Source organism: Rhizobium sp. NXC24 (assembly GCF_002944315.1).
In the GTDB taxonomy this organism is placed as follows: Bacteria; Pseudomonadota; Alphaproteobacteria; order Rhizobiales; family Rhizobiaceae; genus Rhizobium.
Map to the genome: position 1 here is coordinate 3,005,995 of NZ_CP024311.1, position 12,535 is coordinate 3,018,529.

Below are 12,535 nucleotides of genomic sequence, written 5' to 3' on the forward strand. Positions count from 1 at the left end.
ATCCCGAAAAATGTCGAGCGGTTTTCGGATAGGATCAAGCCCACCTTGTATTCAGACTGAGCCTAGTTTCGGCGCACTGTCAATTCTTCTTCTTCCACGAAAAGGCCGAGGTCTTTTCGTAGAGCCAGTAGTAGTTGTTCACCATCTGGTAGGTGCGGCGGTAGCGATAGCTGGCCGTCGAGAAGATGAGGAGAAGGACCACGTCGAGAATATAGTTGCCGAGGTCGAATACCGGGCCGTTGAACAGCGCGTGATGCAGGAATTGCAGCCCGAGGCCGATCAGGAAAGTATAGATGACCGCCAGCGGGTAGGAGTTCCAGTTGCTCGCCACGGCGCGGCCGGCGCGCCACGCCGTCCAGAAACCCAAAAGAACGATAACCACACGAATGACGAGGCGCCCGCCGGTATCGCTTTCGAAGAAAAGTCCCTGCATATCAAATTCTCCGCAAAACGAGGCTCAATGGTGGCCGCCTTCGAGATAGGCGGAGCGCACTTCCGGATTGGCAAGCAGTTCCTTGCCGGAGCCGCTCATCGTCACCCGGCCGTTGACCATGACATAGGCGCGGTCGGAGAGCTTCAGGGCCGCAAACGCGTTCTGCTCGACCAGGAAGACGGTGAGCCCCTGGCTCTTGTTCAGAACCTTGATGGCTTCGAAAATCCCCTTGACGATCAGCGGCGCAAGGCCAAGCGAGGGCTCGTCGAGCAGAAGCAGCTTCGGGCGGGCCATCAACGCGCGGCCGATCGACAGCATCTGCTGTTCGCCGCCCGACAGCGTACCGCCGCGCTGCGACTGACGTTCCTTCAGGCGCGGAAACAGGGTGAAGATCTTCTCGACGTCCTCATTGAAATATTTGAGTTTGTCGAGGCTTGCGCCCATTTGTAGGTTCTCGTAGACCGTCATGCGCGGGAAGATGCGCCGCCCTTCGGGCGACTGCGCAATACGCAGCCGGGCGATCTCGTGGGTCGGCATATGGGTAATGTCGCGGCCATCGAAGGTCACCGAACCATTGCGGGCCTGCGGGCTGCCGCAGATCGTCATCATTAATGTCGACTTGCCGGCACCGTTGGCGCCGATCAGACTGACGATTTCGCCGCTGTTGACTTCGACATTGACGCCGGCAAGGGCGCGGATATTGCCGTAATAGGTTTCGACGCCTTCAACTTTCAGAAGCGGTTGCCCCGTCATCGCTGTTCGCCCTCTTGGAGGTGCTCGACTTCGGCAATCACCTCTTCCACTTCTTCATCTTCCACACCCAGATAGGCCGCGATCACCCTCGGATCGTTCTTGACCTCGTCCGGCGTACCATCGGCAATCTTCTGCCCGTATTCGAGCACGACGACGTGGTCGGAGATTTCCATGACCACCGACATGTCGTGTTCGATCAGAAGGATCGACGTGTCGGCATCCTTGCGGATGCTGCGCAGGAATTCGTTGAGCACCAGCGACTCGCGCGGGTTGAGACCGGCGGCCGGCTCGTCCAGGCACAGAAGCTCAGGCCCGGTGCACATGGCGCGGGCGATTTCGAGACGGCGTTGCGCGCCGTAAGGAAGATCGCCGGCCGGGTCGTCGGCGCGATCGACGAGATCCGCCTTCTCCAGCCAGAAGCGCGCCAGTTCGATGGCATTCTTGGCCTCGGCGCGATATTTGCCGATGCCGAGCAGACCAAGCACGGTAAAGCCAGACGCGCGCATGAGCTTATTGTGTTGAGCAACCAGCAGGTTTTCAAGCACGGTCAGGCCCGAGAACAGGCGGATGTTCTGGAACGTGCGCGCCACCTTGGCTTCACGCGTGATCCGGAAATCCGGCAGCCGCTCCAGGAGGAATTGCTTGCCGCTTTTCTGGTTGAGCGTGATCATGCCCATCGTCGGCTTGTAGAAACCGGTGATGCAATTGAAGACGGTGGTCTTGCCGGCGCCGTTCGGGCCGATCAGCGCAGTGATATCGCCGCGCTTGGCCTCGAAGGAGAAGTCGTTGATCGCCATCAGGCCGCCGAACTTCATCGAAAGATGATCGACTTTCAGCAGGACGTCGTCGGGGGTTGTGGTCACAGCGTTCATCAGCCGTGGCCCTCCTTTGTAAAGCTGCCGGAGACCGCTTTCCGCTCCTTGAGGAAGGCGGTCGGCTCACGAGTGCCGACGAAGCCGCGCGGTTTCACGATCATGACGACGACCATCGCCAGGCCGAAAATCAGCATGCGGTAGAGTTCCGGAGTGAAATCGGCACCGAAAATTATCTTCAGGAAGCCCATGTCGCGCAGCAATTCCGTGCCGCCGACCATGGCGATTGCGGCGATGGCGATGCCCTTCAACGAGCCCATGCCGCCGAGAACGACGATGGCGAGGATGACCGCGGACTCGAGGAAGACGAAGGATTCCGGCGAGACGAAACCCTGACGGGCTGCAAAGAACGAGCCGGCGAAGCCGCCGAACATCGCGCCGGTCGCGAATGCAGTCAGCTTGGTCGTCACCGTGTTGATGCCGAGCGAGCGGCAGGCGATTTCATCTTCGCGCAAGGCTTCCCACGCACGGCCGATCGGCATCCGGCGCAGCCGGATCGTCACATAGGCGGTCAGCATGCAGAGCGCCAGGATGACGTAGAACAGGAAGATCTTGTACCAAGCCGACGAGATCGACAGGCCGAAGGTCCGAACGAAATTGTGCGGATCCTTCATATCGAACGTATAAAGGCCGAACAGCGAGGCCTTCGTTATGTTGGAAATGCCGAAACTACCGCGGGTGACATCCGTCCAGTTGGTGATGACGATGCGGATGATTTCGCCGAAAGCCAGCGTCACGATGGCCAGATAGTCGCCGCGCAGACGCAGCACCGGGAAGCCAAGGATCATGCCCCACAACCCGGCGAAGATGCCGGACAAGGGCAGCAGGATCCAGAAGGATAGGCCGAAATGCGTCGACAGCAGCGCGTAGGAATAAGCTCCGACGGCATAGAAGGCGACATAGCCGAGGTCGAGTAGGCCGGCGAGTCCGACGACGATGTTCAGACCCCAGGCAAGCATCACGTAGATCAGGATCTGGATGCCGAAATTATCGACATAGGTCAGCGATCCCTGAGCACCGAAAATCGCCAGCGCCAATAGCGGATAGATCAGCAGGAAACCCAGCGCTATCGCGTTGAAGTTCTTCGAAATGAAGCCGGGTTCGGCTTCGACGGGCGGAGCCTTCGCCTTGGCCGCCTTCATGGCCGCCAGCCTGGGCTGCACGAACACCGTCATGACGAACCGCCCTGCGGCGGCAATCGCGACGATGGATGCCAAGAGGCCCCAGCGTTGAACGATGATGAGCTGGTTGTCGATGTTCTGATCGGTCTTAAGGCCGATATAGAGCACGAACATGCCGAATGCGATGACCGCTGTCCAAAGGGCGTCGGTAATGCCTTTCTGGACAAGGCCGGGCGCGGTCTTGCCTGGAACGAAATTTGAACTTGCCATGGCGTTATACCTTCTCGACTTCCGGCCGTCCGAGAATACCCGTCGGCTTGAAGATCAACACGTAGGCCAAGATGCCGTAGGTCGCGACATCCTTGTACGCGATAGCGAAATTGCCCGACCAGAACGACTCGATGAAACCAATCATCAGTCCGCCGAGAACGGCACCCGGCAACGAGCCGATGCCTCCGAGAACGGCAGCGGTGAACGCCTTGACACCGGGGACGAAGCCATCGGTAAAGTTGGCGACGCCATAATACATCAGGTACATCGTGCCGGCGACAGCGGCGAGCGCCGCGCCCATGATGAAGGTGACGGAAATGGTGCGGTCGACATTGATACCGAGCAGCGCCGCCATCTTGCGATCCTGCTCGGTGGCGCGCTGGGCGCGGCCAAGCGCGGTCTTGTTGACCAGATACCAGAATGCCGCGAGGAGAACGACCGTGCAGATGAAGATGATGATCTGCTTCAGCGACAGCGATACGCCACCGATATTGTAGACATCACCCACCAGCGTCGGGATCGGCTTGTTGCGCGGGCCCTGTGCGACCTGGATGAAGTTCGACAGCACGATCGACATGCCGATTGCGGTGATCAGCGGCGCCAGACGGAACGAACCGCGCAGAGGCCGGTAAGCGATACGCTCGATCACCCAATTCCACAGGCTCGTCATCAGCATGGCGACGATGAGCATCACCAGGAGCATGATCGCCACCGGCAGGCCGGCGACGAGCGATACGAGAACCAGGTAGGTGATAAGAGCGGCGAAGCCACCAAGCATAAACACGTCGCCATGGGCAAAGTTGATCATGCCGATGATGCCGTAAACCATGGTATAGCCAATGGCGATCAGGCCGTAGATAGACCCGAGAGTCAGCCCGTTAAGGAGCTGCTGGATAAAATAATCCATATGTCATTTCCCCTGGATGCGCAGTTCGTCGACCGCATCTCTTATTGGTTAGGGTTTTCCTTTGAGAGGGCCCGTAGGGGCGATTCCATACTGTTTTCGAAGGAAATGTGAAGCCAAAAAGGCAGGAAATTGACAAAATCTTTTCAAATCTTCGCGCAATGACGCAATTCGAGCCACAAAAAATAGAAAAACGGCATTCTCTGGCTCAAAAATAGCCAGACAATCCGCATACTTGGTTCGCTGAAAAAAATCTCTTCAGAAACGGGCTCCCGAAAAGCCCGTTCCCTTCCTTCCGAGCCCGACGCTTACGAGCGCATGCGCGCACCATCGGCATCAAACAAAGGTTGCGGCTGCAATGTCGCTGGCAATATGTCGCCGAGCAGTTCGATCGACCATCCCTGCGTTTCGTCGGCAATCTCTTTCGGCACATAACCGACGGCAACCGAGACACCGGAGGCATGCGCATAACCGCCCGAGGTCACCCAGCCACAGACGGCGCCGTTGTGATAGATCGGCTCATCACCAATGACATCGGCATCGTCAGCCGCGAGAATAAAGGAGCGTAGCCGCAAGGCTCCACCCTCCACCTTCTCCTTGGCCGCCGCTGATTTGCCGATGAAATCAGCCTCCTTGAAGAGCGCAACGAACCGGCCGAGCCCGGCTTCCAGCGGCCCATAGAGCGGACGGTATTCGCGCGCCCAACTGCCGTAGGACTTGTCGAGGCGCAGGGCGTTCAATGCCCTGAGGCCGAAAAGCGTAATGCCGAATTCGGCGCCGGCCTCCATCAGGAGATCGAAGAGGTAGCGCTGATATTCCGGCTTCATCCAGATCTCATAACCGAGATCGCCGGTGTAGGAGACGCGGCCGACGATGGCAGGCGCCATGCCGAGATCCATTCGGCGAATGGACATGAAGGGGAACGCGGCAGCGGAAACATCCTGATGCGTCAGCTTTTCCAGGAGCTTGCGCGCATTCGGTCCGGCGATCGAAAGTCCAAGCAGCGACAGGCCGAGCGCTTTCAGCTCCACCGATCCATCCTTCGGCAGATGGCTTTCGAACCAGCGCATATGATAGGCTTCGGCAACGCCGGAGCCGATGACGAGGAAATCCCCCTCGCCCAGTTTGGCGAGTGTGAAGTCCCCGATCAGCTTGCCGTCATGCTTCAGCATCGGCGCCAGCGTCATGCGGCCGACGGCTGGAATACGGCAGGCGAGCAGCCCGTCGAGAAAGGCTTCCGCGCCCGGTCCCCTAACCGAATATTTGGCAAAGCCGGAGGTTTCCATCAGGCCGACGCTGTCGCGCACCGCCTTCGTCTCCTTCGCCACCACATCGAAATCGTTGGAGCGCCGCCAGGAGAACTCGTCCATTTCGCCCGCGGGTGCGAACCACAGCGCCTGCTCCAGCCCGTAGGACGCGCCGAAGACGCCGCCCGCAGCCTTAAGCTTATCGTAGATCGGCGTCGTCAGCAGCGGCCGCGCCGCCGGCAATTCCTCGTTGGGATAGCGGATGGAGAAGCGCCGCGCATAGTTCTCGCGCACCTTGGCGTTGGTATACGCAAGCGTCGCGTAGTCGCCGTAACGTGAGACGTCCATGGCGAAGACGTCGAAGCCGGGGTCGCCATGGATCATCCAGTTGGCGAGCGCCAGCCCCACGCCGCCGCCCTGGCTGAAACCGGCCATGACCGCGCAAGCCGACCAGTAGTTCATCAGCCCCCGCACCGGTCCGACCAGCGGATTTCCGTCGGGCGAGAAGGTGAACGGGCCGTTGATGATCTTCTTGATGCCGGCATTGTTGAAGGCGGGGAAATGGCGGAAGCCGACTTCCAGCTCCGGCGTGATGCGCTCGATATCCTCGGCCAGCAACTCATGGCCGAAATCCCAGGGCGTCGTCACCGGCGACCAGGGGCGGCAGGCCTTTTCGTATGTGCCCATCAGCATGCCCTGCCGCTCCTGGCGCAGATAGATCTCGCCGTCGAAATCGACGCAGTGCATCAGCTCCTTGCCAGTCGCCTTGTTGAAGTCCGCGACTTCCGGCATGTCTTCGGTGATCAAGTACATGTGCTCCATGGCGAGCACCGGCAGCTCCAGCCCAACCATGCGTCCGACCTCGCGTGCCCAGAGACCGGCGGCATTGACGACATGCTCGGCAACGATCTCGCCCTGATTGGTAATCACCCGCCACGAGCCGTCCTCGCGCTGCACCAGCTCCTCGACCTTGGTGTGCAGGTAAATCTCAGCACCGTTCTTCTTTGCCGAGCGGGCATAGGCATGGGTGGTGCCATAGGGGTCGAGGTGACCTTCGACAGGATCGTAGAGTGCGCCGACGAATTGGTCGGGATCGAGGAGCGGCATCATTGCATGCGCTTCTTTCTGCGTCAGCAACGTCGCCTCCAGGCCGTTATACCGGCCCTTGGCGAGGATCGATTTCAGCCAGTCGAAGCGCTGCGGCGTTGCCGCCAGCATCAGGCCTGATGTCATGTGCAGGCCGATATCCTGGCCGGAATAGTCTTGGATCTCCTTATAGAGCTCGACCGTGTATTTCTGCAGCTTGGCAACGTTAGGGTCGCCATTGATCGTGTGCATGCCGCCGGCCGCATGCCAGGTCGAACCCGATGTCAGCTCCGAGCGCTCGAGCAGCACGACGTCCGTCCAGCCGAATTTCGTCAGGTGATAAAGCACCGAACATCCGACGACACCGCCGCCGATGACGACGACCCTGGCATGGCTTTTCATCTAAAAATCCCCTGTGTTCGGCGCGAAGTCGGCGGGAATTTTCCCAGCCGACCGGCCGTATTTGCAGGGCAGCCTAGAGACTATCCAGAAGGCCAAATAGCCCGAACTGCGAAACCGATCTGTCTGTTTGCGCCATCGCAATTGTTCGGATCGCGCCATTTCTTCCTAGCACAAACCGGAAATCGCTTTGCGCTTTTCCGGCTCATGTGCTCAATCGCCAAATCCCGCCGTCAGCGCGAATTCCCGTCCCATCTCCATCAACTCCTCGAACACGCTCCCGGCATAGGAGCGGGGAACGATGATCTCGAAATGGTCAGGACCGGTGCGGGCGAGGTTGGCGCTGACGTGGCAGATGAGCATGTTGGCCGATTGCCCTTCGGCAAATACCTGCGAATGCAAGTCGACGGCGACGCATTTTGCCAGAATGCGCCGGACACTCGGCCCCGAAAGGCGCAGCACTACACGGCCGTCGCTCTGTTCGAAGAAGGAGATGCGGCCGGCATCCAACATGGCGAGGTCACGCGCCAGGCTCTCGGCCCCCAACACTTCCGATACCAACAGCCACTCGCCCGGCCCCGCATGGCGCACGGAAATATCCGACATCGCCTTCAACGCCGCCAACGTCCAGGCTTCCTGGCTGGCATGGGCGAGCACGGAGAATATGGCGGGGCGGCCGATGACGACGAGATGGTTCGGATTGGGCTCCGCCTCGAAGCCGGAGATGTGATCTTCCAGCACGTGCCGGTTTAGATATGCGACGCTCATCGATCCCTCACCCCAGAAGTTTCTTGTTGGCGGGATCGACGAAGACCGGATTGCAGACCTCGGCAACCACTTCCTCGCCACGCAACCCATCCCAGACGATCACATGTTCACCGATCCGCTCGCGCCCGGATTTCAGGAAGGCCAATGCGATAAAATGGCCGAGAACCGGGGAGAAGCAGGCGGAAGAAACATGGCCCTGATCATTCGCCGTCGAAGGCTTGGCACCTTCCCTCAGCAGGTGCGCACCTGCCCGGATTTCCTTGGTGGCATCGACCGGCTTCAGCCCGACAAGCTGAACACGATCGGCAGCGGTCAGGCCGAAGCGGGTCGAAAGCCGCTTGCCGATGAAATCCGGCTTCTGCGTCGCCATCATCCGGCCGAGCCCGACATCATCCGGCGTAGTGCGGCCATCCAGTTCGTTATGGGTGACATGTCCTTTCTCGATGCGGAGCACATTCAGCGCCTCGACCCCGTAAGCGCAGATACCGTGCGCCTTGCCCGCCTCCATGATCGCATCCGCCACCGCCTCGCCATAGCCGGCGGGAACGGCGAGCTCATAGGCCAGTTCGCCGGAAAAGGAGATGCGGAACAGTCTGGCCTTCAGACCGCCTTTCAACATCACCTCTGCGGCGGCGAGGAATGGGAAGAACGCGTCGGAAATATCGTCCTCGACAATCTGTTCCAGAACCTCACGCGCCCTCGGACCGGCAATTGCCATCTGCGCCCATTGATCCGACGAGGAGACGAAACGGACGTCGAGCTGTGGCCATAGGGTCTGGGCGCAGAATTCCATATGCGCCATCACCTCGCCGGCCATCGCGGTCGTCGTGGTGAGGAAGAAATGATTCGGTGACAGTCGGCTCGTCGTCCCGTCGTCGAACACCATACTGTCCTCGCGCAGCATCAGCCCATAGCGTGCCTTGCCGATCGGCAGTTTCAAGAAGGCGTTCGAATAGATCCGGTTGAGAAACTCCGCCGCATCCTTGCCGAACACTTCGATCTTGCCGAGCGTCGAGACGTCGCAAAGACCGACATTGTTGCGGACGTTCAGCACCTCGCGGTCGACGCTGTCGCGCCAGGTTTTCTCGCCCGCGCGTGCAAACCAGGCCGAGCGAAACCAAAGGCCGGCTTCGACGAATGTAGCGCCATTCTTCTTCGCCCAGCCATGAAGCGGCGATTCCCGCACCGGCTGCGCATGCTTGTCGCGCGCCGTACCCGCCAGGGCGCCGAAGGAGACGGGCGTATAGAAAGGCCGGAAGGTCGTCGTGCCGACAGCAGCGGGGCTGACGCCGCGCATGCCGGCGATGAGGCCGGCGGCATTGACATTGCCAAGCTTGCCCTGATCCGTCGCCATGCCGCTCGTCGTATAGCGCTTGGCGTGCTCCGCGTGACCATAGCCTTCGCGCAGGGCCAGGCCCAGGTCTTTCGCATGGACGTCGTTCTGGAAGTCGACGAAGGCCTTGTCCTTGGCGCCCGGCACATGCCAGATGGCTGCAAAGGACGGATCGTAATCGCCTTCGACCTCCGGTATCTCCGCCTCATGTGCGGTGCGCCCCAGGCTTTCAATAATCAACCGCGCCTTTTCCGCGCCATCGGCAAGACAGCCCGAAACACTGTCGATGCCTGCAGCCGATCCGGCAATCTCCATTTCGCCGCCGACCGTCGGCGCTATGAAGCCCTGTTTTTCCTCCGACCACACAGGCTTTGCGCCGCGCTGACAGGCAAGATGAATGATCGGCGACCAACCGCCGGACATGGCAAGCGCGTCACACGCAATAACCTCGTCCAGGCCGCCACGATCGGCAATCACGCCGCTGATACGATGCCGGCCCTTCGTGGCCTGCACGGTGCCGGCGTGAATGATGCGAACGCCCGGAGGCGCAGGATCGGAAGAGGCACTGCGCGTATCGATGATGGCCGCTATCTCGACGCCTTCAGCCGCGAGATCCAGCGCCGTGCGATAGCCGGACCCGCCATTGGTGAACACCGCCACCTTCTGCCCCGCCACGACGCCATATCGATTGAGATAGCTGCGCATCGCGCCAGCCATCATGACGCCTGGCCTGTCATTGCCGCCGCATACCAGCGGTCGCTCTTCCGCACCGGTGGCGAGGATGGCGCGTTTGGCGGCGATACGCCAAAGACGCTCGACCGGCAGATCGGGCGAAGGCATCGCCACATGCTTCTGCACTTTTTCGACCGCGCCAAAGACATTGTCGTCATACCAGCCGAACACCGTGGTGCGCGGCATCAAAGTGACATTCTCGAAATTCTGGAGTTCGTCGAGCGCCGCATGCACGAAGGCATCCGCGGTGGCGCCGCCGATCGACAATCTCTCCGACAGCAGCGATCCGCCCAGGCGAAATCCTTCGTCTGCAAGAATGATGCGGAGCCCCGCGCGCGCCGCCGTTAGCGCCGCCATCAGCCCGGCCGGGCCGGAGCCGATCACCAGCAGATCACAATGCGCCCAGGCCTTCTCATAACGATCGGGATCGGCCCGCATCGCCGCTTTGCCGAGACCGGCGGCGCGGCGGATCAGCGGCTCATAGAGCTTCTCCCAAAAAGCCGCCGGCCACATGAAGGTCTTGTAGTAGAAGCCCGCGCTGAGGAAGGGCGAGAACAGACCGTTGATCGAGGCAATGTCAAATTTCAGCGACGGCCAACGGTTCTGGCTGACAGCGGTCATGCCCTGATAGAGCTCAGCGACGGTGGCGCGCGTATTCGGCTCCGTGCGTCCGTCCCTGCCGATCGTCACCAGCGCGTTTGGCTCGGCGGAGCCAGCCGTCAGGATGCCGCGCGGACGGTGATATTTGAAGCTGCGGCCGACAAGCAATTGGTCATTGGCAAGCAGGGCGGCGGCGAGCGTATCACCCTCCATCCCTTTCATATCTCTGCCATCGAACTTGAACGAAAGCGGTCGGCTGCGATTGACGAGCCCGCCGGAGGAAAGACGATAGGCCGTCATTGCGCCGCCTCCCGCGCCTTGTCCGCAGCATCGGTGACGGAGAAGACCTCATGGGTGACATTGCTGCGGTCGACGACTAGCCAGCGGCGGCAACCGGCCGCATGGTGCCAATATTCGAGAATGCGCCCGCGCTCGTTGTCGCGGATATAGACATAGCGATTCCAATCTTCATCCGGCGCGGATGGAGCCGGACGGGTGGCGGATGCAGACCCCCGAATGGTGAACTCTTCTTTCGGGCGCGTGCCGCAATGCGGGCAGGTGATCAAGCTTGCCATTGGTTTCGTGCCCTCAATGCAGATTCGGCTGCGGACCCTTGCCGCCTTCGTCGATCGCAAAACCGCGCTCGAAGCGATCGAGGCGCAGGAGGCGGCTGACCTCATGGCTTTCGCCCTTGGCGATCAGGTGCGCGAAGCAGAAGCCGGAGGCCGGCGTCGCTTTGAAGCCGCCATAGTTCCAGCCGCAGTTCAGATAGAGATTGTCGATCGGCGTGCGGTCGATGATCGGTGAGCCGTCCATGCTCATATCCATCACCCCACCCCAGCTCCGCAGCACACGGACACGCGACAGGCCTGGGATCAGCGACACCCCCTCCTCCATCGTATGTTCGACGGTGGCGAGATTGCCGCGCTGGGCATAGGAGCTGTAATAATCGAGATCGGCTCCGAAGACCAAACCGCCTTTGTCCGACTGCGATATATAGAAATGGCCGGCGCCGTAGGTGATGACGTGATCGATCACCGGCTTCAGCCCCTCCGTGACGAACGCCTGCAGCACATGGGTTTCGATCGGCAGTTCCAGATCCGCCATGCGCCCAAGGATCGAGGTATGGCCGGCCGCCGCCAGCGCCAGCTTGTTGCAGCCGATGAAGCCGCGCGTCGTTTCGACACCGGTCACGGCACCACCTTCGCGGCGAATGCCGATCACCTCGCATTGCTGGATGAGATCGACGCCGCGACTGTCGGCACCGCGCGCATAACCCCAGGCGACGGCATCGTGCCTTGCCGTGCCGCCGCGCGCCTGCAGCAGCCCGCCAAGGATCGGAAAGCGCGCATGGTCAAAATTGAGATAGGGCATCATCTTGCGGACCTGATCGCGGTTCAGCAGCTCCGCATCGACCCCGTGCATGCGCATGGCATTTCCGCGCCGGGCATAGGCGTCGCGTTGCCCATCGGAATGGAAGAGATTGATGATGCCGCGTTGGGAGACCATGGCATTGTAATTGAAATCCTGCTCCAGCCCTTCCCAAAGCCGCATCGAGAATTCGTAGAACGGCTCGTTGCCGGGGAGGAGATAATTGGAGCGGATGATAGTGGTGTTGCGGCCCACATTGCCGGAGCCGAGATAGTTCTTTTCCAGCACCGCGATATTGGTGATGCCGAACTCCTTGGCGAGATAGTAGGCCGTCGCCAGCCCATGCCCGCCACCGCCGACGATGATGACGTCATAATGCGGTTTCGGCTCCGGAGTTCGCCAGACAGGCTGCCAATGACGGTTTCCTAAAAGCGCCTGCTTCAGAACCTGATATGCCGAATAACGCATGTATAAATCCCGGTCTCTATGCGGTCACACATTCGCATAAGCAATAAAAACGACAAGTCCGGAAAGGACGGAAAACCTTCGCAAACAGAACATGTTCTTTCCCGAATGCGTAGCAAAGCGAGGCACTGTATCTCAAAGAACACGGGGGTAGCGGAGATGTTGCTGACAACGGCGCATG

Annotated in this window: 10 protein-coding genes; all 10 read right to left on the reverse strand. The window is 60.3% G+C overall.

Annotated features, from left to right (window positions below; all coding sequences use genetic code 11):
* Window positions 1–79: 79 nt before the first annotated feature.
* Window positions 80–433: a DUF6867 family protein gene (locus NXC24_RS14890; protein ID WP_104824002.1), complete on the reverse strand. Its 354-nt coding sequence runs from the start codon at window positions 431–433 to the stop codon at window positions 80–82.
* A 24-nt stretch (window positions 434–457) separates the two neighbouring features.
* Window positions 458–1,186, reverse strand: coding sequence for an ABC transporter ATP-binding protein (locus NXC24_RS14895; protein WP_028751911.1), 729 nt, complete (start codon window positions 1,184–1,186; stop codon window positions 458–460).
* Window positions 1,183–2,058, reverse strand: coding sequence for an ABC transporter ATP-binding protein (locus NXC24_RS14900; protein ID WP_104824003.1), 876 nt, complete (start codon window positions 2,056–2,058; stop codon window positions 1,183–1,185). The genes NXC24_RS14895 and NXC24_RS14900 overlap by 4 nt, the downstream gene beginning before the upstream one ends.
* Window positions 2,058–3,449 (reverse strand): high-affinity branched-chain amino acid ABC transporter permease LivM, encoded by a 1,392-nt coding sequence (gene livM / locus NXC24_RS14905; protein WP_104824004.1) that lies wholly within the window; start codon window positions 3,447–3,449, stop codon window positions 2,058–2,060. Before livM ends, NXC24_RS14900 begins: the two co-directional genes overlap by 1 nt.
* A 4-nt stretch (window positions 3,450–3,453) precedes the next feature.
* Window positions 3,454–4,356 (reverse strand): branched-chain amino acid ABC transporter permease, encoded by a 903-nt coding sequence (locus tag NXC24_RS14910; protein WP_104824005.1) that lies wholly within the window; start codon window positions 4,354–4,356, stop codon window positions 3,454–3,456.
* A gap of 305 nt (window positions 4,357–4,661) precedes the next feature.
* The gene (locus tag NXC24_RS14915; protein ID WP_104824006.1) at window positions 4,662–7,088 is read right to left on the reverse strand and encodes an FAD-dependent oxidoreductase; all 2,427 of its coding nucleotides are present in this window, start codon (window positions 7,086–7,088) and stop codon (window positions 4,662–4,664) included.
* 210 nt (window positions 7,089–7,298) lie between these two features.
* Complete coding sequence (locus NXC24_RS14920) at window positions 7,299–7,853, reverse strand: sarcosine oxidase subunit gamma family protein (protein ID WP_104824007.1); 555 nt, start codon at window positions 7,851–7,853, stop codon at window positions 7,299–7,301.
* A gap of 7 nt (window positions 7,854–7,860) precedes the next feature.
* Window positions 7,861–10,818 (reverse strand): sarcosine oxidase subunit alpha family protein, encoded by a 2,958-nt coding sequence (locus NXC24_RS14925; protein WP_104824008.1) that lies wholly within the window; start codon window positions 10,816–10,818, stop codon window positions 7,861–7,863.
* On the reverse strand, window positions 10,815–11,093 hold the full coding sequence (locus NXC24_RS14930) for a sarcosine oxidase subunit delta (protein WP_104824009.1): 279 nt from the start codon (window positions 11,091–11,093) through the stop codon (window positions 10,815–10,817). Before NXC24_RS14930 ends, NXC24_RS14925 begins: the two co-directional genes overlap by 4 nt.
* Window positions 11,094–11,106: 13 nt before the next feature.
* A complete protein-coding gene (locus NXC24_RS14935) occupies window positions 11,107–12,357 on the reverse strand; it encodes a sarcosine oxidase subunit beta family protein (protein ID WP_104824010.1) in 1,251 nt (416 codons plus the stop codon).
* Window positions 12,358–12,535: the final 178 nt, after the last annotated feature.